The organism is Isoptericola variabilis 225, assembly GCF_000215105.1.
Classification (GTDB): domain Bacteria; phylum Actinomycetota; class Actinomycetes; order Actinomycetales; family Cellulomonadaceae; genus Isoptericola; species Isoptericola variabilis_A.
In genome coordinates this window covers 36650-56696 of record NC_015588.1, presented here as the reverse complement: position 1 = coordinate 56696, position 20047 = coordinate 36650, and the positions used below count along the sequence as shown (strand labels likewise).

The window sequence follows — 20047 nt, the reverse complement described above, 5'->3', positions numbered from 1 at the left end:
GTCGAGCGCTCCGTGGTGGTCGGGCCGGGGCAGGCGGTCGGGGACGAGCTGTCCCTCCCCGCTCTGTCATCGGACCGCGCCGGGCCGGGGCCCGGGTCGCACGTCGACCTGAGAGATTTGCCGGTCCGCCTCCACGGGGCGCGCCGGCTTGCACCGTCGGTGAGCCTGACCGGCGTCGTACGACGACGGACGGGCCGCTTTCCAGAGTTGCCTCACCGCGGCGGTACGGGGGCCTGAGAGATTCCCGGGGAGGGTTTGCTCCTTCGGCGCCGACGGCCCTGCTGCCAGGTCCGCCGAGCTCTCCCGTCGCGGTTCGAGCGGCGTGTTGCGTTGTGAGGTGGATCCTACCCGCCCGCCGAGGTAGCGCGTCCCCCCGCGAGGTAGCGCTCCGCCCGGCGAGGTAGCGCTCCGCGCGGCGAAGTAGCGCGTCTCGCGCCGGTGAGAGCGCTACGTCGTCGCCTCGCACGCTACCTCGGCGGGAAACGCGCTACTTCGGCGGGAAACGCGCTACCTCGGCGGGTCGAGCGCTACCTCGGCGGGGTCGTGGACGACGACGGCGCGCACCATCGCGAGGCGCTCGAGCGTGCGCAGCAGGGCGCGGGCGCGGCGCTCGCCGGCGCGGAAGGCGAGCGCGACGACGCCGCGCGACGACCGGCCCTCGCCGCCGGGCTCGGTCACGCGCGTCGACAGCGAGTCCACGGCGACGCCGCGCGAGGCGAACACGCTGGTCAGCGTCGCGACCGTGCCCACGGCCTCGGCGCCGACCACCTCGACGTCGACGGTCCAGCGCGGCTCGGACCCGGGCGCGACGTCCGGGGGAGTGGTGGCCGCCGCGCCGACGGGTGCGCCGTCGGGGCCGGCGCCGACCCCGAGCGCGGCGAGCATCGCGTCGGTCGAGCGGGCCGCCACGGACAGCAGCCGCGCCTCGTCGTCGGCGAGCGGGTCGAGCAGCACGTGCTTCCAGCCCTCGGGCCCGAGCGTCACGGGCACGCCCTGCACGCGTCCGGGCACGTCGACGACGCCGTCGAGCTCGCCGTCGAGCGCCACCTGGGCCGCGACGACGACGTCGCGCCCGTCGAGCACCGTGCGCACGAGGTCGACCGTGGCCGCGGCGGTCGCCGCCGGGGTCTTCGCACCGGACTGGTGCGTCAGGGACGGCCGCGCGACGACGCGCAGGTCCGCCGGCATCGCGTCGACCCGCAGGAACGCCTCGGGGACGTCGCGCGGCGCGACCTCGTCGATCACCCGGTTCGCTGCCGCGACGTCGGCGGGCAGCGTGTCGAGCGTGCGCCCGCGCCGCAGGTACGCCATGGCGGCGGCGCACTCGTCGTCGTCGAGCCCGGCGACGGTCACGGTCGACCAGAGCGGCACGGCACGCTCGCCGTGCTGCCCGCCGACGAACCCGCCGACGCGGTGCCGCCGCACGCCGAGCTCGACCGCGATCTCGCGGCGGAAGCGCAGCGTGTCGAGCCACGCGCCCATGCCGATGACGCGGTGGCGGCCGAGCACCTCGGCCATGACGGCGACGCCGAGCTCGACCGGGTTCGTCACGACGATGACGACCTCGCGGCCCGACCCGTGCCGTGCGAGCGCCTCGGCGTAGGTGCGCAGCACGTCGAGGTTCGCGGCCGCGAGCGCCGCTCGGTCGGCGCTGATGCCGACCCGGGCGGGCGCGGTGCGTCCGGCCGTGACGACGACGACGTCGGCCGTCACCTCGTCGGGCGACAGCGCGACGTCGATCAGCGGCGCGCGCTCCTCGAACGCGTCCGCGAGGTCGGCGCGCAGGCCGAACGCCGCGGAGCGGGAGGCGCCGTCGGGCCGCCCGACGAGCTGCAGGCGTGACGTGGGGGAGAGCAGCCCGCCCGCGATGAGCTGGGTGCAGACCTGCCGGCCCACGTCTCCCGTGGCCCCGAGCACCGCGACGTCCATGCCTGCACCCTAGGGGTGCGGGCACGGACGCGCGGACGCCGGCGGCTACTCCTCGAACTCGACGTTCCCGCGGCAGGCGATGCCAGGGCTGGGGACGACGCCCTTCAGGCCGTTCTTCACGTACATGCCGTAGCTCTGCACCCGCCCGCGCTCGCGGAAGCCGTACAGGTGGTCGTCGTTGAACTCCGGCGGCTGGTTCTCGAGCGCGTCGAGCCGGTCCTGGCCCGAGAACGCGCACGCCGACGACGCCGTGTGCGCGCCGGGGATCGGGTCGCCCCGGCCGTTCGTCTCGCCCGCCTGGGCCGCTGCCGCGCCGCCGACGACCAGCCCGAGCACCGTCACGCTCGTGATGAGGACACGCTTCACGTCGCCCACCTCCTCGTGGGTGAGGGCGTCCGGACAGGTCGGGGGCGAGCCGGTCCTCCCTCGATCGAACGATACGCCGCGCCCCGGGCGGCCGGATCCGGCGAGCGCGGAACTTCACCCGGGTGAAGCGGAACGGTCTCCGGACGGACGGACGGGCTAGGCGAGCTCGAGGTCGCGCGCGACGTCGACCATCGCGTCGACGACGGCGCGCACGGCGCGGCTGGGCTCGTGCCGCGTCGCGCGGTGCCGCACGACGAGCCGCCGCGAGCCGAGCCCGGGAAGCCCGACGACCTCGACGCCGTCGGGCACGTCCCCGCCCTGGAGCGCGAGCGACGGCAGCATCGCGACGCCCTGCCCCGCGGCGACGAGCGCGAGCGCGGTGTCGAAGTCGAAGTAGGCGTGGCGCGTGGTGGGCGTGGCGCCGAGCGCGCGCGACAGCCGGCGCAGCGCGCGGTCGGCGGCCGTGCCGGCCTCGGGGCCGATCCACGTGACGTCGCGCAGGTCGTCGATGCGCTCGGGCGTCGGCATCGACGTCGGGACGACGAGCCGCCACGGCTCGTCGAGCAGCGGGACGTCGTGCGCGCCGCGCGGGGCCGGGGCGTCGACGTCGACGTCGCGCTCGAGCAGGACGACGTCGAGGTCGCCTGCGCGCAGCATGCGCACGGCCTCGGCGGGCTCGTGCTCGCGCACGTCGACCTCGACGCCGGGGTGGCGCTCGGCCAGGGCGGCGAGCGTGGGCGCGACGACCGCGCGGATCGCCGTCTGGAACGCCCCGAGCTTGACCTGTCCCGTGACGCCCTCGCCGAGCGCGGCGATCGCCTGGCGCGCCTCGAGCAGCTCGGCCTCGATCCGCTCGGCCGCGTCCGCGAGCACGCGGCCCGCCGCCGTGAGCGTGACGCCGCGCGGCCCGCGGTCGAGCACCGCGTAGCCCTCCTCGGCCTCGAGCCGGGCGATCTGCTGGGACACCGCGGACGGGGTGACGTGCAGAAGATCCGCTGCCGCGAGCACGCCCCCCGCGCGGTGCACGGCAAGGAGGAAGGCAAGTCTTCGTGGGTCGGTTGCCATGTAGCGATGCTAACTGGCTGGATGCAGAAAGATTCGATTGTGCTGAAGCAACTGAGTGCCGCACCATAGGGGTGTCGCCGGCCGGTGCACACCCCTTCCCCGGTCACCGGCGTCCACATCTCATCCCCCCTGTCGTGACGCGCGCGAGCGTGTCACCACGTCGTGCTGCCAGGAGGCTTGCATGTCGTTCTCGATGCTGACGCTCGTCACCGCACTCGGCTGGGTCGGCGCGGTCGCCGGGCTGGTCGCCTACGGCATGGTCACCCGGGGCCGCTGGTCGCCCAGCTCGCTGCCGTTCCAGGTCGCGAACATGTGCGGTGCGACGCTGATGTTCCTCGTCGCGGCGGTCAACGGCGTGTGGCCGTCCGCCGCGGCCAACGCTGCCTGGATGCTCATCGGCTCCCAGGCGCTCGTAGCGATCGCCCGCGCCCGGCGCGAGGCGCGCGACGCCGCGGGCGACCGCCCGGCCGCCGCGGCCGTCGACCTCGCGGCCTGACCCGCGCCGCACCCGCCCGGCGGGTGCACCCCGCGCCGCGTGCCGCCGTCGTGGGCGTCAGCCGCGCCGGCGCACGACGGCGGGCACGACCGCCCACAGGAACAGCAGGACGCCCAGGATCGAGGCGCCGACGACCAGGCCCGCGGTGCGGTCCACCACGACGTCGAAGATCAGCAGGACCGTCCCCGTCATCACGAACGCGAGCAGGACGATCGCGACGCGCGTCATGCGGTCGCCACCGGTGACCGTCTGCGGCTTGAGGTGCTTGCGGAAGAGCGCACGGTGCAGCGCGACGGGGGAGACGAGCATGCCCGTCGTCGCCACGGACAGCACCACCAGCACGAGGTAGACCGCGCGCTGGTAGGCGTCGAGGTCCGCGAACCGGGGCTGGAACGGCAGCGTCAGCAGGAAGCCGGTGAGGATCTGCACCCCGGTCTGCATCACGCGCAGCTCCTGCAGCAGCTCGGCCCAGTTGCGGTCCGAGCGCTCCTCGACCGTCTCCCGCCGGCCCCCGTGCGAGGGGCCGCCGAGGCCCGCCACGGCGTCCGCCATGAGGCTCCTTCCCTCGTCCGCGCACTTCGCGCGCCCGGTGTGCATCGTGCCCCGCGCCCGCGGAGCACGCGCGCGGAGAAGCGCTTCTCGTGCGAGTGCCCTGGCCCGGACGGACAGTGGCGGTGCCGGTCGAGATCCGGCCGGACCGTGAAGAAGGAGCGGGAACGTGCGCAGAAAGCTGCCGTCCACGATCGTGCTCGCCGTCGCGACGGCACTCGCCCTCGCCGCGTGCGCGCAGGGGACCCAGAGCCAGGACGAGGGCGACTCCGAGGGTGGCGGCGTCGACTTCGGCGCCGAGCCGGGCGACCGGCTGTCCATCATGGGCTTCGGCACCGGTGACGAGATCGCGACGGTGCGGTACGAGCGCGCGCTCGAGGCGCTGGGGGACGTCGACGTCCGCCTCGCCGAGGGCGAGCTCGACATCCAGGCCTTCCTGTCCGCCGTCGCGTCCGGCAACCCGCCCGACATCGTCTACGCCAACCGCGACCAGATCGGGACGTTCGCCTCCCGCGGCGCGATCATCCCGCTCGACGAGTGCATCGAGGCGCACGAGATCGACGTCGACGCCTACCGCGACGCCGCGCTCGCGCAGGTGACGTTCGACGACCAGGTGTACGGCATCCCCGAGTTCAACCAGGTCCAGCTCACGATGGCCAACGCCGACCTGCTGAGCGCCGCGGGCTTCACCGTCGAGGACGTCAACGGCTCCGACCGCGAGACGATCCAGGCCGCCAACGAGGCGATCATGGCGAACGAGGGCGGCAAGCTCTCCGTGATCGGGTACGACTCCAAGCTGCCCGAGTTCCTGCCGCTGTGGGCGAAGACCGCCGGCAAGGACCTGCTCTCCGAGGACGGCCGCACGGCCCAGCTCGACGACCCGGACGTCGTCGAGGCGCTCGAGTTCGCCGTCGGCGTCTACGACGCCCAGGGCGGCTTCCCCGCCGTCAAGACGTTCCGCGACTCGGCCGACTTCTTCGGGGCGGGCAACCAGTTCGCCTCCGGCACGCTCGGCGCGATGCCCATGGAGCAGTGGTACATCAACGTGCTCAACGAGGTCTCGCCCGACGCCCCGCTCGCGTTCGACGCGTTCCGCGGCACCGACGGCGAGGCGATCGCGTTCGCGACGGGCTCGGCCTGGGCGGTCCCGCGCGGCAGCGCCAACCCGCAGGCCGCGTGCCTGTTCGCCAAGACCATGACCGAGACCGAGTCCTGGCTCGCCGCCGCCGAGGCCCGCGCGTCGGACCGCGAGGCGAACGGCCTCGTGTTCACGGGCGTGCTCACGGGCAACGAGGAGGCCGACGAGCAGATCCGCTCCGAGCTCGTGCCGACCGACGCCCCGGCGCCGTGGTCCGACGCGATCGACGCGATGTACGAGGCCAACGAGGCCGCGTTCACCCTCCCGGCGAACCCCGCCGACGCCGAGTTCAAGACCGCGTGGCAGGACGCCGTCAACCGCGTCCTCAACGGGCAGCAGGAGCCCGCCGACGCGCTCGCCCAGGCCCAGCAGGAGGCGCAGTCCGCTCTCGACGAGGCGTGGGCGACGTGGGAGGAGGACAACTCGTGACCTCGGCCGCGGCGGCCCCCGCGGCACGCGGGGCGCCCGCCGCACCGTCGCCGCGACGCCGCCGCGCGTCCGTGAGCTCACGGCGCGAGCGGAACGCCGGGCTGCGCTTCATCAGCCCGTGGATCGTGGGGTTCCTCGTCTTCACGGCGTGGCCGATCCTCTACAGCGCCTACCTCTCGCTGACCGACTACGACGTCCTCACCGACCCGTCGTTCGTCGGGCTCGAGAACTACGAGCGCATGGCAGCGGACCCCAAGGTCGCCCTGGCCCTGTACAACACGTTCGTCTACACGGTCATCCAGGTGCCGCTCTACGTCGTGGTCGCCCTCGCGCTCGCGCTGCTGCTCAACCAGGCGGGACGGTCGGCCGGATTCTTCCGCACCGCGTTCTTCATCCCCAAGATGACGCCGCCGGTCGCGGTGGGCGTGCTGCTCCTGCTGCTGTTCAACGGGCAGTACGGGCTGGTCAACGAGGTGCTCGGCTGGTTCGGCATCACCGGGCCGTCCTGGACCACCGACGCGGCGTGGATCAAGCCGGGCCTCGCGCTCATCAGCCTGTGGAGCGTGGGGTCCTCGGTCATCATCCTGCTCGCGGCGCTGCGCGACGTGCCGACCGAGCTCTACGACGCCGCGCGCGTCGACGGCGCGAGCTGGTGGCGCCGCACGCGCGCCGTCACGCTCCCCATGATCAGCGGCGCGCTCTTCTTCGTCACGGTGGTCAACACCATCGCGGCGTTCCAGATGTTCACCGAGGCGTACTCGGCGTACTTCGGGGCGGGCAACTCGACGTACTCCAACGACGCCGCGCTGTTCTACGTCATCTACCTGTTCCGGCAGGGCTTCGAGCAGCTCAACATGGGCTACGCGTCCGCGCTGGCCTGGCTGCTCTTCGTCGTCATCATGCTCGTCACCGCGGTGCAGCTCCTCGTGTCGCGGCGGCTCGTCTACTACGAGGGGGAGCAGCGATGACCGCCGTCCCGGCCGGCGGCCCGCCCGCCGTCGACCCGGCGCCGGGCCCGGCTCCCGGCCCGACGGCGGTGGCCGGCACGGGTGCACCGGCGTCGCCCCCGCAGGTGGCAGCCCTCCCGCGCGTCGGCGCCCCGGGCGGCCCGCGCCGCCCCGAGCCCGCGCGGCGACGCTGGCTGCGCGCGATCGTGATCACGACGCTCGTGGCGCTCACCGTGGCCTTCGTCTACCCGCTGATCTGGCTGCTGTCGGCGTCGTTCAAGCCGCGCGCCGAGGTGTTCGACAACCGGCTCATCCCGGCGACGCCCACGCTCGACAACTACGTCACGGTGTGGCAGGAGGCCCCGCTCGCGCTGTGGCTGGTCAACACGCTCGTCGTGACCGTGCTCGCCGCGGGGACCGTGACGATCTCCTCGGCCCTCGTGGCCTGGGGCTTCGCGTACTTCCGGTTCCGCGGCCGCGGCGCGCTGTTCGGGCTCGTGCTCGCGACGATGATGCTGCCGGGCGCGGTCACGCTCATCCCGACGTTCCTCATCTGGAACTCGCTCGGGCTCGTCGGGACGAACGTGCCCCTGTGGGCCGGCAACCTGTTCGGGTCGGCGTTCTACATCTTCCTGCTGCGGCAGTTCTTCCTCGGGCTGCCGCGCGAGCCGTTCGAGGCCGCGAAGCTCGACGGCGCGAACAACTGGACGATGTTCTGGAGGATCGCGGTGCCGCTGTGCCGGCCGGCGATCGTCCTGACGTTCCTCTTCGAGGCGCAGGCGTCGTGGACCGACCTCATGAGGCCGCTCGTCTACCTCCAGGACTCCTCGACCTACACCATCCCGCGCGGCCTCAAGGCGCTCATCGACCAGTTCGGTCCGGGCGGCGAGTCGCAGTGGGAGATCGTCGTCACGGCGTCGGTCATCACGACGATCCCCATGATCGTCCTGTTCTTCCTGGGCCAGCGGCACTTCGTCCAGGGCATCTCCACCACCGGATCGAAGGGATGAGCATGCGCGCTCTCACGTGGCAGGGCCGGGAGGACGTGTCGGTCGAGACGGTCGACGACCCGACGATCGTCGCCCCGAACGACGCGGTGGTCCGCGTGACCTCGACGGCGATCTGCGGCTCCGACCTGCACCTGTACGGCATCCTCGGCATGTTCCTCGACGCGGGGGACGTCCTCGGGCACGAGGCGATGGGGGTCGTGGAGGCGGTCGGCCCCGAGGCGGGCGACCTCAAGGTCGGCGACCGCGTCGTCGTGCCGTTCAACATCTCGTGCGGGACCTGCTTCATGTGCTCCCGCGGCCTGCAGTCGCAGTGCGAGACCACGCAGGTCCGCGAGCACGACAAGGGGGCCGCGCTCTTCGGCTACACGCGGCTCTACGGCTCCGTCCCGGGCGGGCAGGCGCAGTACCTGCGCGTCCCGCAGGCGCAGTACGGACCGATCGTCGTGCCCGACGACGGCAGCCCGGACGAGCAGTGGCTCTACCTGTCGGACGTGGTCCCCACGGCGTGGCAGGCCGTCGAGTACGCGGACGTCGCGCCGGGCTCGAGCGTGGTCGTGCTCGGGCTGGGCCCGATCGGGCAGATGTGCGCGCGCATCGCGCTGCACAAGGGCGCCGGGCACGTCGTCGGGGTCGACCAGGTGCCCGAGCGCATCGCCATGGCCGCGCGGCACGGCGTCGAGGTGCTCGACCTCAACCGCACGGGCGACGGCGACGTCCTGGAGGCGGTGCGCGCGGTGACCGACGGGCGCGGGGCCGACTGCGTCATCGACGCGGTCGGCATGGAGGCGCACGGGTCCCCGCTCGCCGAGCTCACGCAGAAGGCCGTCGGGTTCCTGCCCGACGCCGTGGCCGCGCCCTTCGTGGGCAAGGCCGGCGGCGACCGCCTCGCCGCCCTGTACACGGCGATCGACGTCGTGCGGCGCGGCGGGACCGTGTCGATCAGCGGCGTGTACGGGGGAGCGAAGGACCCGCTGCCGCTCATGCAGCTGTTCGACAAGCAGGTCACCGTGCGCATGGGCCAGGCGAACGTGCGGCGCTGGCTGCCCGACGTGCTGCCGCTGGTCCAGGACCCCGCCGACCCGCTCGGCGTCCTGGACCTGGGCACGCACCGCATGTCGCTCGAGCAGGCGCCCGACGCCTACCGCATGTTCCAGAAGAAGGAGGACGGCTGCATCAAGGTCGTCCTGGACCCCTGGGCCTGACGCCCGTCAGGGGCGCCGCCCGAGCGTCACGTCGACGACGACCGCGCGGTGGTCGCTCAGCCCGAGGTCGAGCGCGCGTGCGGGGCCCGCGGCGTCGACGTCCCCGTCGGCGAGCACGTGGTCGATCTGCAGGAACGGCCGGGCCGCCGGGTACGTCGGCACGTGGACGAGCTCGCGCCACCCCGTGATCCGGGAGGCTAGCGCGCCGCGGATGTTGAGGTCGCCCAGCAGCACGAGCGGTCGCGGCGCCGCGCGCAGGTGCCGCCGCAGGGACCAGAGCTGCGCCCGGTTCCAGCGGCCCCACGACGACAGGTGCGTGCCCACGACGGTGAGCGGCCCGTCGGGCGTCTCGACGACCGCGGCGAGCGCCGCGCGGGGCTCGTCCGGGCCGAGCTGGAGGCCGACGAGGTACGGCGTGACGGTCGGCAGCCGCAGGCGGCGCCACGCGCTCACGGGGTGCCGCGAGAGCAGCGCGATGCCGTACGAGGGCCCGTCGGCTTCGTCGCCACGGGCGCGCCGGCGGCCGGACCACGTCCTGAGCAGGGACGACACCTTCTGTACATCCGCACTTTCCGCAGATGTACGGACGTGCCGGGCGAGTCCGACCTGGCCCGTGAGGGTCGGGACGAAGCGCGTCTCGCGCGCGCCGATCGCCTCCTCGACCGCGCCGAGCAGGTCGGCCCGCTCCGAGCGGTCCTGGGCGCGGTCGACCTCCTGGAGCGCCACGACGTCGGGGTCGAGCGCGGCGAGCGCCGCGCCGAGCCGCGCGGCGTCCACGCGGCCGTCGTCCCCGCGGCCGTGGCGGACGTTGAACGTCACGAGCCGGATCACGCCGCACCGCCGCAGGAGACCTCGGCGACGAGCGCGCGGTGGTCGGACGTGCCCGTGTGGACCGCGCCGCCCGGCCCGACCGCGTGCACGGGCCCGGACCCGAGGATGTGGTCGATCTGGTGGACGGGCTCCTCGAGCGGGTACGTCGGCGCCTCGGCGAGCGGCCGCCAGCCCGTGAGCCGCGCCGGGATACGGCCGCGCAGGTTGAGGTCGCCCGCGACGACGAGCGGGCGCGGCAGGTGCCGGCACGCCCACCACAGGCGCCGGATCTGCACCGCGTTCCACCCCGGCAGGAACGTCAGGTGGGTCGAGACGACCGTGAGCGGGCCGCCCGGCACGTCGATCATGGCCGCGAGCGCCGCCCGGGGCTCGTCCTTGACGAGGATCGGCGGCCGGTCCTTGAGCATGAGCGGCCACCGGATCGGCAGGGCGGGCAGGGCGAGGCGCCGCCACCGGATCACCGGGTGGCGGCTCACGATCGCGATGCCGTACTCGGCGACGCCGGGCTGCGCCTCGCCCGTCGCGGCCGACCACACACCGGGCTCGCCGTGCAGCGTCGCGGCGAAGCGGTGGTACGGCGCGCCCGCGGCCTCGGCGGCGACGCTCGTGAGGTCGGCGCTCGTCGAGCGCGGCTGGTCGCGGTCGACCTCCTGCATCGCCAGGATGTCGGCGTCGAGCCCCGCGACGGCTCTGCCGAACCTCCGGAGGTGCACCTCGCCGTCGGACAGGGACCGCCCGTGGAGGATGTTGAAGGTCGCGATCCGCAGGCTCGTGGTCATCACAGCCGATTCTGTGCGGAGCCGCAGGTCGTCGCACCCCCGGCGGCACGCCGTCGGGCACCCGGCGAACGCGCGCGATCGCGTGCACCATGGATCGGTGACCCGGGAGAACCCATGGCCCATCTGACGCGGGACGAGCGCGAGCACCTGCGCGACGCCGTGCGCCTGAGCGCGGTCGCGCTGCGCGAGGCAGGCATCCAGTACGCGCTGTGCGGCGGGTACGCGGCGTTCGCGCGCGGCGGCCCGGAGCCGAGCCACGACGTCGACTTCGTCATCCGCGCCGAGGACGCCGACACCGCGCGCGAGGCGCTGAGCAAGGCCGGCCTCGAGCTGCGCGAGCCCGCCGAGGACTGGCTGTTCAAGGCTTACCACCACGAGGCGCTCGTCGACGTCATCTACGTGCTCGGCGGCGAACCGGTCGACGAGCGGCTGCTCGAGGCCGCCGAGACCATGGAGGTCCTCGCGGTGCGGGTGCCCGTGCTGCAGGCCACCGACGTCGTCGCGAGCAAGGTGGCGTGCCTCGCCGAGCACGACTGCGACTACAGCCACCTGCTGCCGATCGTGCGCGCGCTGCGCGAGCAGGTGAACGGCCGCTACGTGCCGTCCTGCCCGGCGTCGAACACGTCCTCGTAGAGGTCGCGCGCCTCGCGCACGACCTCGTCGGGGATGCGCGCGACCGGCTCGACGTCGGCCACGAGCGGCTCGCAGTCGGGCCCGCGCCCGACGACGCGGCCCGCCAGGACCCACGCGTACCGCCCGTTCTCGCCCAGGTGGGCGTACTGGACGAACTGCCGCGCGACCCAGTGCTGCACGGGCCGGTCGAACCACGGCTCGGGGTTGAGCGGGTTGACGGAGAGCCCGGGCAGCTCGCAGCCCGACTCGTGGTCGCGGCTCACCTCCGAGGAGTCCGCCTCGGGGCCTGCGCTGAAACGGACGAAGAGCGGTGCCCGGGAGGTGGCCAGGTCGGCGACCTCGGCGAGCGAGGAGACGGTTCTCATGTCGGTGGTCCGCTGCGTGTCGCCGCGTCAGAAGACCGGCTTGCCGCCGGTCACGCCCAGCACGGTCCCGGAGACGTACGACGCCGTCACCTCGGAGGCCAGGAACACGAACGCCGGCGCGAGCTCGGCGGGCTGGCCGGCCCGGCCCAGCGGGGTGTCGGTGCCGAACGTCTCGATCTTCTCCTCGTACTGCGTGGCGGGCTGCAGCGGCGTCCAGATCGGGCCCGGCGCCACGGCGTTGACGCGGATGCCGCGCTCGCCGACCTCCGCCGCGAGGTTGACCGTGAAGTTGTTGATGGCCGCCTTGGTCGACGCGTAGTCGAGCAGCGTCGTCGAGGGCTCGTACGCCTGGATCGACGAGTTGTTGATGATCGCCGACCCCTGACCCATGTGGTTGAGCGCCTCCTGCGTGATCCAGAAGAGCGCGTAGAGGTTCGTCTTGAGGACGCGGTCGAGGTCCTCGCTCGTGATGTCGGCGATCGACTGGCGGCGGGCCATCTGGAACCCGGCGTTGTTGACAAGGACGTCGAGGCCGCCCAGGCCGCTCACGGCCTTGCGCACGGTCTCGCGCGCGGTCTGCTCGTCGGTGATGTCGCCCGGGAGCAGGAGGCAGCGCGTGCCCGCCTCCTCGACCCACCGGGCGGTCGTCTCGGCGTCGGTGCGCTCCTCGGGCAGGAAGCTGATCGCGACGTCGGCCCCCTCGCGCGCGAAGGCGATCGCGACCGCGCGGCCGATGCCCGAGTCGCCGCCGGTGATGAGCGCGCGGCGGCCCGTGAGCTTCCCCGACCCCTGGTACGACGACTCCCCGTGGTCCGGCTCGGGCGTCATGGGCTCCGTGAGACCCGGCGGCTCCTGCTGCTGCGGAGGGAATCCCTGCTGGTCACCGGACTGCGTCGACATCTCTTCCTCCAGGAGCGGGGTCTCGAGTGGCCGTTCCTCGACCGCAGGCTCACGCTAGAAGGGCGAGAACCCGCTCGCACGGGGTACCTTTTGGACACCCGTTCAGTAGGCGCCCACGGCGTCCCACCGATCGGTCTTCCCCGGGCCCGGCACCGCCGGACCCGTCCTGCCTAATCGCGGGGAGCCCATGCTCCCCGGTCGCGACCCGCCGAGGGAGACGTCCGTGAACGAGAGTGCCCCCTTCGACGAGGCCGTGGAGGCCGCCCTGGCGTCAGGAGCGAAGCCACCCGTCGGCCGATACCGACTGGACCTCAAGACCGCCCGCTGGGTGTGGTCCGACGAGGTCTACGTCATGCACGGCTTCCAGCCGGGCGACGTCGTCCCGACGACCGAGATGATGCTGTCCCACAAGCACCCCGACGACCGTGCGCGCGTCGACGGCGTGCTGCGCGAGGCCGCCCTGACCGGCGAGCCGTTCAGCTCGGTGCACCGCATCTTCGACGCGCAGGGCAAGGTCCGCACTCTCGCCGTGACTGGCCAGGGCCGGCGCGACCCCGAGACCGGCGAGGTCACCGAGCTCGTCGGCTACTTCATCGACGTCACGGAGGCGCAGCGCGAGGCCGCGCAGCGCGAGGCGACCGAGTCGATCCGCGCGTCCGCCGAGCGACGCGCCGCCATCGAGCAGGCCAAGGGCGTGCTCATGGTCGCCTACGGCGTCGACGCCGAGGGCGCCTTCGACGAGCTGCGCACCGCGTCCAACCGCCTCAACGTGCCCGTGCGCGAGCTCGCGGTGTGGCTCATCCACTGGTTCAGCCGGCCAGGGCTCACCGCGTTCCCGACGCGCGACGAGATCGCCGAGTTCCTCGCCGCGCCCGTGCCCGTGCCGCCCGAGCCCGAGAGCGGTGGCACCGACCGCGGCATGCTCACCGCCGGCTGACCCACCCCGGCGAGGTAGCGCGTCTCTCCGCGAGGTAGCGCGCTTTTCGCCGAGGTAGCGCGTCTCTCGCCGAGGTAGCGCGTCTCTCGCCGAGGTAGCGCGTTTTTCGCCGAGGTAGCGCGAACGCAGCGCTACCTCGCGAGGTCCAGCGCTACTTCGCGCCGTGCAGCGCTACTTCGCGAGATCCAGCGCTACTTCGCGCCGTGCAGCGCTACCTCGGCGGGGTCAGAGGGTCTGCTGCCAGGCGACGATGCGGTCGACGGCGCGCGCGACGACGTCGGGCGCGGCGGCGAACGACAGCCGCACCCAGTCGCGCCCGCGGACGCCGTCGAAGTCGGTGCCGGGTGTGATGGCGACGTCGGCCTCGGCGAGGAGGCGCGCGCAGTACTCGACCGAGTCGCCGCCGATGCGCGCGCAGTACTCGGACACGTTCCCGTACAGGTAGAACGCGCCGTCGGCGGGGGCGACGGGCCGCCACCCGAGCTCGGGCACGCGGTCGAGGAGCGCCGCGCGCGACGTCGCGTACCGCGCCACGTTGTCGGCCGCGGCCGCGTACCCCTCGGGGCTGAACGCCGCGATGCCCGCGTGCTGCGCGAGCGCGGGCGGGGACAGCGCGACGTTGCCCGCGAGCGCGCCGACCGGCGCGACGAGCTCCTCGGGCAGCACGAGCCAGCCGAGCCGCCAGCCGGTCATGGCCCAGTACTTGGAGAACGAGTTCACGACGACGGCACCCGCCTCCGTGTACATCGCGGCGGTGGCCTGTTGTACATCCTCGCCGTAGGCGATGCCGTGGTAGATCTCGTCGCTGATCAGGCGCACGTCGTGCTCGCCGCACCAGGTGGCGACCGCCTCGAGCTCGGCGGGCGCGATCATCGTGCCGGTCGGGTTCGCGGGCGAGGCCACGATGAGCCCGTCGAGCCCGCCCTCGTAGTACGCCTCCGTGAGCTGGGGGACCGTCGGCTGGTAGCGGGTCTCCGGCCCGCAGTCGAGCTCGACGACCTCGCACCCGAGCGCCGCGAGGATGTTCTTGTAGGCCGGGTAGCCGGGCCGCGCGAGCGCGACGCGGTCGCCGACGTCGAACGCGGCGAGGAACGCGAGCACGAACCCGCCGCTCGAGCCGGTCGTGACGGCGATGCGGTCGGGGTCGACGCGCGCGCCGTACCAGCGGTCGTAGTGCGCGGCGATCTCGGCCCGCAGCGCCGGCACGCCCATCGCCTCGGTGTAGCCGAGGTCCGCCGTGCGCAGCAGCTCCGCGGCACGCGACCGCACGACGTCGGACGCCCCGGTCGACGGCTCGCCCGCGCACAGGCTCAGCACGTCGAAGCCCGCCTCGCGGCGCGCGTTGGCCGCCGCGAGGATCTCCATGACGGCGAACGGGGGCACGTGGCTGCGGCGCGACACCTTCATGCGCCCATCATGCCCGCAAGGCCCCGCGCTGCCGGGACACAGACAGGGCATGACGCGCCGCACCGTCTCCGCCCTCGCCGTCGCCGTCCTGGGTGCCACGCTGCTCGGGGCGTGCGCGGGTGCACCGCCCCTCGACGAGGGCGTCGAGCGCGCGCCCGGCGTCACGGCCCGGACCGTCGCGCTCGACGACGCGGGCGCGATGCCCGACGTCGTCGCCGCGACCCGGCGCATCGGTACCGTCACGCTCGGCCACGCCCCGCAGGACGGCGACGCCGTCGTCTCGCCCGCGAGCGTCGCCGTCGCGCTCGCGATGCTCACCGAGGGTGCGCGCGGACGGACGCTGACCGAGCTCGAGTCGGTGCTCGGCGCCGAGGGCGACGCCCGCCGCGACGCGTTCGCCGCCCTGCGCACGGCGCTCGCCGCCTACGACGGCGATCCCGCCGTCGTGCAGGACGACGAGCTGCCCGAGCGGCCCGTGCTCCACCTCGCCGACCAGGTCGTGGTCCACGAGGACTACCCGGTCTCCGAGGAGTACCTCGCCGCGCTCGCGGAACAGTTCGACGCCGGGATCCAGCGCACCGACCTCACGTCGCCGGGCGCCACGCGCGTCGTCGACGTCGAGACCATGTCGGCCCTCGTCGACGTGCCGTACGCCGAGGTCGACGGCTGGCGCGCCGCCCGCCTGCCGTACGTCGAGGCCTTCCACACCGACGTGCTGCTCCCGCCCGAGGGCACCGATCCCGCGAGCGCCACGCCGGACCTGCTCGCCGCCGTCGACGCGGCCCTCGACGCCGCCACCGCCGACCTCTCGGGCATCGGCCCCGAGGACCTGGTCGTGGGCCAGGCGTTCCAGCAGGCCGTCCTGCTCGTCGACCAGGGCGGCACCCGTGCCGCCGCCGTCACGGAGATCGGCGCCGAGGCGGTGTCCGGCCTGGTGGCCGTGCAGGAGGTCGAGCTGCACCTCGACCGCCCGTTCCTCCTCACGGTCGACCACACCGAGACGTCGTGGCCGCTGTTCCTCGCCGCGGTCCGCGACCCCCGGCGCTAGCGTGGGGTCATGGCACGCAAGGACCTCGGCGACGACCCGGTCCGGCGCGCGACGCAGTACCGCGTGGACCGCGAGACCGCCCGGGAGCGCGCCGAGACGCGCTCCGACGACGGGCACGACGACGGGTCGGACGGCCCGGCCGAGCAGGACGCCGGCCCGCGCCTGCGCATGGACGACCGGGCGCGCTGGGTCGACACCGTCGTGGACCAGGCGATCCGGCGCGGCGAGTTCGACGACCTCCCGCTCGCGGGCAAGCCGATCCCCGGGCTCAAGGGCTCCTACGACCCGGACTGGTGGCTCAAGAACCTCGTCGAGCGCGAGCAGATCACCGGGATCCTGCCGCCCGCGCAGCTCCGCAAGGACGACGCCGAGCTCGACCAGGTGCTCGACCGCGAGTCGTCCGAGGACCGCGTGCGGAAGCTCGTCGAGGACTTCAACGCACGCGTGATCGACGCGCGGCGCCAGCTCATGGGCGGTCCGCCCGTCGTCACGCCCACGCGCGACGTCGAGCGCGAGGTCGCGCGGTGGCGCGAGCGCCGTGCGGCGCTCGGCGTGCGCCGCGACGCCCCGGCGTCCGCCGACCGTGCGCGGAACGACGACGAGAACGCGGACGAGCGCGCGGACGAGCGCGGCCGCGAGACCCGGCGCCGGCGCTGGTGGCGGCGCGCATGAGCGCCGCAGGCACGCCGGCAGGCCCCCCGACGGGCACCGTCCTCCTCGACCTCCAGGGCACGGTCTACGCCGGCGACGGGCTGATCCCGGGCGCGGACGAGGCGGTCCGCGCGCTGCGCGACCTGGGCCGCGCGGTCCGGTTCGTCACCAACACGGACTCGCAGGACTCGGCGTCGCTGCTCACGACGCTGCGGCGCATGGGCCTCGAGCTCGACGCGTCGGAGCTCTTCACGCCCGTCGACGCCGCGGCCGCCTACTTCGCGCAGCACCCCGGCGCGCGCGTCCACGTCCTGGCCGTCGACGCGGTGCGCGACCAGCTCGCCGCGAGCGTCGACGTCGTGGGGCCGGACGACGACCCGACGCACGTCGTCGTGGGCGACACGCGCGGCATCCTCACCTACGAGTCGCTCGACGCGGCGTTCCGGCCCGTGCTCGACGGCGCCGAGCTGGTCGCGCTGCAGCACGGGCGGTGGTTCCTGTCCGGCGGGAGGCCCACGATCGACACCGGCTCGGTCGTCGCGGCGATCGAGCACGCCGCCCAGGTCAGCGCCCGCACGCTCGGCAAGCCGAGCGTCGACTTCCTCCGCCTCGCGGTGGGCACGGTCAGCCCTGAGCCGCCGCCGGAGCGCACGTGGGTCGTCGGCGACGACCGCTCGTCCGACGTCGCGATGGGCCGCGCGGCGGGCGTCCGCACGGTCCTCGTGCGCACCGGCAAGTTCGCGCGCCAGCAGGGCGACCGTGACCTGCCCGACGCCGACCACGTCGTCGACGACGTCACCGCGCTGCCTGCCCTGCTCGAGCGCGAGGGTGGCGGGTGAGCCCGCTCACCGCGGGCGAGCTCGTCGACCTCGCCGCCGCGGAGCTCGGCGTGCCCGCGCGGCCCACGACGGTCGACGGCGTCGTCGCGGGCGACCCGTCCGCCGTCGTGCGCGGGGTCGCGGTGACGACGCTCGCGACGCTCGAGGTGCTCGAGCGCGCGGTCGCCGCGGGCGCGAACGTCGTCGTCACGCACGAGCCGCTCTTCTACGACCACCTCGGCGCCGCCGACGCCGAGCTCGAGGCCGAGCGCGACCCGGTGCACGCCGCCAAGCGGGCGTTCCTCGCCGACCACGGGATCGTCGTCTGGCGCCAGCACGACGCCTGGCACGACCGCCGGCCCGACGGCGTCGACGAGGGCGCGGCCCGTGCGCTCGGCTGGACCCTCGACCCGGCCGAGGCCGCGCGCGGCACCGCCGTCGCCGACGTCGGACCCACGACGCTGGGCGAGCTCGCGGCCCACGCCGCCCGCGCTCTCGACGCCCGGGCCCTGCGGTTCGTCGGCGACCCGGCGCTGCCGGTCCGCCGCGCCGCCCTCGACCTCGGCTTCCGCGGCTTCGCGCGCAACCGCCGCCTGCTGCGCCGCGACGACGTCGACGCCGTGCTCGTGGGCGAGGCGCACGAGTGGGAGACCGGCTCGTACGCGACCGACGCCGCGCGCGTCCTCGGCACGGGTCTGGTCGTCGTCGGGCACGTCCCCTCCGAGCAGGCGGGCATGCGCTTCTTCGCCGACCGGCTGCGCGACGTCGTGGCACGGCGCGCGCCGGACGTCGACGTCGCGTTCCTCGCGACGCCCGACGCGTACGCGACGCCCTGACGCACCCGGGGCGCTGCGAGTGGCCCGGGGCCCGCCTAGCGTGAGGCGCACGCCCCGGAACCGTCGGCGAGGGAGGGTGCGCCCGTGACGATCAGCCCGTCCTGGTACGGCAACGCCGTGATCTACCAGGTCGACCCGCGGCTGTTCTACGACGCGGACGGCGACGGGTGGGGCGACCTGCCGGGCGTGATCGAGCGCCTGCCGTACCTGCGCGGCCTGGGCACGACGGCGGTCTGGCTGCTCCCGTTCTACGTCTCGCCGTTCCGCGACGGCGGCTACGACGTCGTCGACCACCTCGCGGTCGACCCGCGGCTGGGCGACCTCGCCGACGTCGCCCGACTGCTCGAGACCGCCGACGACATGGGCATCCACGTCATCGTCGAGCTCGTCTGCCAGCACACGTCCGACCAGCACCGCTGGTTCCAGGACGCGCGGTCGAGCCGCACGAGCCGCTACCGCGACTACTACGTGTGGTCGGACGAGCCGGTGAAGACCGGCGTCGAGCCGATGTTCCCCGAGGTCGAGGACGACGTGTGGACGTGGGACTCCGAGGCTCAGCAGTTCTACCGGCACACGTTCTACTCGTTCGAGCCCGACCTGGCCCTCGACAACCCGCGCGTGCGCGACGAGCTCGAGCGGATCATGACGTTCTGGCTGCGGCTGGGCGTCTCGGGCTTCCGCGTCGACGCCGTGCCGTACATGGTCGAGCGCGCGCGCCAGGCAGACCCGGCCGAGGACGGCCAGTGGCTCGTGCGGCAGATGCGCGACGTCGTGACCCGCCAGAACGCGGGCGCGGTGCTGCTGGGCGAGGCCGACGTCGAGCCGCTGCTGTGGGCGCTCGACCAGCAGCCCGACCCGCCCCGGCACGGCCAGTACGCGCAGTGGCTGCGCAACAACGACGAGCTCGACCTCGAGCGCCTGTCCGACGCCGAGCGCGCCGAGGTCCTCGAGGCGTTCGCGCCGCAGCGGCGCATGCAGGTCTACGGGCGCGGGATCCGCCGTCGGCTCGCACCCATGCTCGACGGCGACGCGCGGCGGATCGCGCTCGCGCACGCCGTGCTCTTCTCGCTGCCCGGCCCGCCGATCCTGCGGTACGGGGACGAGATCGGGATGGGCGACGACCTCGCGCGCTCCGAGCGCGAGGCCGTGCGCACGCCCATGCAGTGGACCGACGGCCGCAACGCCGGCTTCTCGCAGGCGGACCCCGACGACCTCGTCGCGCCCGTGATCTCGCACGGCCCCTACGCGTACACCCGCGTCAACGTCGCCGACCAGGCGGTGCACGGCGGCTCGCTGCACAACCGCGTCGGCGCGCTCATCCGGGCGCGGCTCGGGCTGCCCGAGACGGGGCTCGTGCGGCCCGAGCCCGTCGAGGTCACGGGCGCCGACGGGCGGCCCGCGACGTCGGTGCTCGCCCTGCGGTACGCGCACGGCAGCTCGTGCGTCGTGATGCTCGCCAACCTCGCCGACGCCGACGTCGAGGTCACGCTCGACGCCGACCCGCCGGTCGACGCCGCGCTCGTCGACGTCCTCGCCGACCAGGCGTACGACCGCGCGAAGCCCGTGCGCGGGGGCGGCGGGGCGGTGCGCCCGCGCGTCCGGCTCGCCGGGTACGGCTACCGCTGGCTGCGCCCGCGCGACCGCGCCGTCCACGACGCCCCGGGATGACGGCCACGACACCACCACGCCGACCACGCCAGCCCACCAGGAG

The 20047-nt window shown here is 74.2% G+C and carries 21 protein-coding genes and 1 riboswitch; of the genes, 12 read left to right on the top strand and 9 right to left on the bottom strand.

Annotated elements, in window-relative coordinates; translation table 11 throughout:
• Positions 1-211 precede the first annotated feature (211 nt).
• Positions 212-316: riboswitch (glycine riboswitch) on the bottom strand.
• Between the two features lie 191 nt (positions 317-507).
• The 3 genes from ISOVA_RS00285 to ISOVA_RS00275 all read right to left on the bottom strand — a co-directional run bounded on the left by ISOVA_RS00285 (position 508) and on the right by ISOVA_RS00275 (position 3360).
• Positions 508-1929: a lactate/malate family dehydrogenase gene (locus ISOVA_RS00285; protein ID WP_013837267.1), complete on the bottom strand. Its 1422-nt coding sequence runs from the start codon at positions 1927-1929 to the stop codon at positions 508-510.
• A 45-nt stretch (positions 1930-1974) separates the two neighbouring features.
• Positions 1975-2295, bottom strand: coding sequence for a hypothetical protein (locus ISOVA_RS00280; RefSeq protein ID WP_013837266.1), 321 nt, complete (start codon positions 2293-2295; stop codon positions 1975-1977).
• Positions 2296-2451: 156 nt separating this feature from the next.
• Complete coding sequence (locus ISOVA_RS00275; protein WP_013837265.1) at positions 2452-3360, bottom strand: LysR family transcriptional regulator; 909 nt, start codon at positions 3358-3360, stop codon at positions 2452-2454.
• A gap of 181 nt (positions 3361-3541) precedes the next feature.
• Between ISOVA_RS00275 and ISOVA_RS00270 the strand changes: the two genes are divergently transcribed.
• Entirely contained in the window at positions 3542-3856 is a 315-nt protein-coding gene (locus tag ISOVA_RS00270) for a CBU_0592 family membrane protein (RefSeq protein ID WP_013837264.1), read from the top strand.
• Between the two features lie 57 nt (positions 3857-3913).
• Here ISOVA_RS00270 and ISOVA_RS00265 read toward each other — a convergent pair whose 3' ends face one another.
• Entirely contained in the window at positions 3914-4408 is a 495-nt protein-coding gene (locus ISOVA_RS00265; RefSeq protein ID WP_013837263.1) for a DUF6328 family protein, read from the bottom strand.
• Positions 4409-4574: 166 nt separating this feature from the next.
• Between ISOVA_RS00265 and ISOVA_RS00260 the strand changes: the two genes are divergently transcribed.
• The 4 genes from ISOVA_RS00260 to ISOVA_RS00245 are packed head-to-tail and all read left to right on the top strand — an operon-like array spanning position 4575 to position 9131.
• Positions 4575-5972, top strand: a complete 1398-nt coding sequence (locus ISOVA_RS00260; protein WP_013837262.1) for an ABC transporter substrate-binding protein — start codon at positions 4575-4577, stop codon at positions 5970-5972.
• Positions 5969-6940, top strand: a complete 972-nt coding sequence (locus ISOVA_RS00255) for a carbohydrate ABC transporter permease (RefSeq protein WP_013837261.1) — start codon at positions 5969-5971, stop codon at positions 6938-6940. The genes ISOVA_RS00260 and ISOVA_RS00255 overlap by 4 nt, the downstream gene beginning before the upstream one ends.
• Positions 6937-7929, top strand: coding sequence for a carbohydrate ABC transporter permease (locus ISOVA_RS00250; RefSeq protein ID WP_013837260.1), 993 nt, complete (start codon positions 6937-6939; stop codon positions 7927-7929). The genes ISOVA_RS00255 and ISOVA_RS00250 overlap by 4 nt, the downstream gene beginning before the upstream one ends.
• Positions 7930-7931: 2 nt before the next feature.
• Positions 7932-9131 carry a zinc-dependent alcohol dehydrogenase gene (locus ISOVA_RS00245; RefSeq protein WP_013837259.1) on the top strand — a complete coding sequence of 400 codons (1200 nt, stop codon included), beginning with the start codon at positions 7932-7934 and terminating at the stop codon, positions 9129-9131.
• A 6-nt stretch (positions 9132-9137) separates the two neighbouring features.
• On the opposite strand, the gene ISOVA_RS17060 is transcribed toward ISOVA_RS00245, so the two are convergent.
• Both ISOVA_RS17060 and ISOVA_RS17055 read right to left on the bottom strand, forming a co-directional pair.
• Complete coding sequence (locus tag ISOVA_RS17060; RefSeq protein WP_233275922.1) at positions 9138-9950, bottom strand: endonuclease/exonuclease/phosphatase family protein; 813 nt, start codon at positions 9948-9950, stop codon at positions 9138-9140.
• Between the two features lie 8 nt (positions 9951-9958).
• Complete coding sequence (locus ISOVA_RS17055) at positions 9959-10741, bottom strand: endonuclease/exonuclease/phosphatase family protein (RefSeq protein WP_013837257.1); 783 nt, start codon at positions 10739-10741, stop codon at positions 9959-9961.
• A gap of 114 nt (positions 10742-10855) precedes the next feature.
• Here ISOVA_RS17055 and ISOVA_RS00230 point away from each other — a divergent pair, with 114 nt between their 5' ends.
• Positions 10856-11374: a hypothetical protein gene (locus ISOVA_RS00230; protein WP_013837256.1), complete on the top strand. Its 519-nt coding sequence runs from the start codon at positions 10856-10858 to the stop codon at positions 11372-11374.
• On the opposite strand, the gene ISOVA_RS00225 is transcribed toward ISOVA_RS00230, so the two are convergent.
• Both ISOVA_RS00225 and ISOVA_RS00220 read right to left on the bottom strand, forming a co-directional pair.
• A complete protein-coding gene (locus ISOVA_RS00225) occupies positions 11335-11739 on the bottom strand; it encodes a DUF6098 family protein (protein WP_013837255.1) in 405 nt (134 codons plus the stop codon). The two genes, ISOVA_RS00230 and ISOVA_RS00225, sit on opposite strands and share 40 nt — an antisense overlap.
• Positions 11740-11766: 27 nt before the next feature.
• Complete coding sequence (locus tag ISOVA_RS00220; RefSeq protein ID WP_013837254.1) at positions 11767-12639, bottom strand: SDR family oxidoreductase; 873 nt, start codon at positions 12637-12639, stop codon at positions 11767-11769.
• 223 nt (positions 12640-12862) lie between these two features.
• On the opposite strand from ISOVA_RS00220, the gene ISOVA_RS00215 reads away from it, so the two are divergent.
• Entirely contained in the window at positions 12863-13576 is a 714-nt protein-coding gene (locus ISOVA_RS00215) for a PAS and ANTAR domain-containing protein (RefSeq protein WP_013837253.1), read from the top strand.
• 225 nt (positions 13577-13801) lie between these two features.
• Here ISOVA_RS00215 and ISOVA_RS00210 read toward each other — a convergent pair whose 3' ends face one another.
• Entirely contained in the window at positions 13802-14983 is a 1182-nt protein-coding gene (locus ISOVA_RS00210) for an aminotransferase class I/II-fold pyridoxal phosphate-dependent enzyme (protein WP_013837252.1), read from the bottom strand.
• A 49-nt stretch (positions 14984-15032) separates the two neighbouring features.
• On the opposite strand from ISOVA_RS00210, the gene ISOVA_RS00205 reads away from it, so the two are divergent.
• The 5 genes from ISOVA_RS00205 (at position 15033) to ISOVA_RS00185 (ending at position 20004) form a co-directional block, all read left to right on the top strand.
• The gene (locus tag ISOVA_RS00205) at positions 15033-16031 is read left to right on the top strand and encodes a serpin family protein (RefSeq protein WP_013837251.1); all 999 of its coding nucleotides are present in this window, start codon (positions 15033-15035) and stop codon (positions 16029-16031) included.
• Positions 16032-16040: 9 nt separating this feature from the next.
• Complete coding sequence (locus ISOVA_RS00200; RefSeq protein WP_013837250.1) at positions 16041-16703, top strand: DnaJ family domain-containing protein; 663 nt, start codon at positions 16041-16043, stop codon at positions 16701-16703.
• Positions 16700-17521 carry an HAD-IIA family hydrolase gene (locus tag ISOVA_RS00195; RefSeq protein WP_013837249.1) on the top strand — a complete coding sequence of 274 codons (822 nt, stop codon included), beginning with the start codon at positions 16700-16702 and terminating at the stop codon, positions 17519-17521. The genes ISOVA_RS00200 and ISOVA_RS00195 overlap by 4 nt, the downstream gene beginning before the upstream one ends.
• The gene (locus tag ISOVA_RS00190) at positions 17518-18336 is read left to right on the top strand and encodes a Nif3-like dinuclear metal center hexameric protein (protein WP_013837248.1); all 819 of its coding nucleotides are present in this window, start codon (positions 17518-17520) and stop codon (positions 18334-18336) included. The genes ISOVA_RS00195 and ISOVA_RS00190 overlap by 4 nt, the downstream gene beginning before the upstream one ends.
• 84 nt (positions 18337-18420) lie before the next feature.
• Positions 18421-20004: an alpha-amylase family protein gene (locus tag ISOVA_RS00185; RefSeq protein WP_013837247.1), complete on the top strand. Its 1584-nt coding sequence runs from the start codon at positions 18421-18423 to the stop codon at positions 20002-20004.
• The last annotated feature ends 43 nt before the right edge of the window (positions 20005-20047 follow it).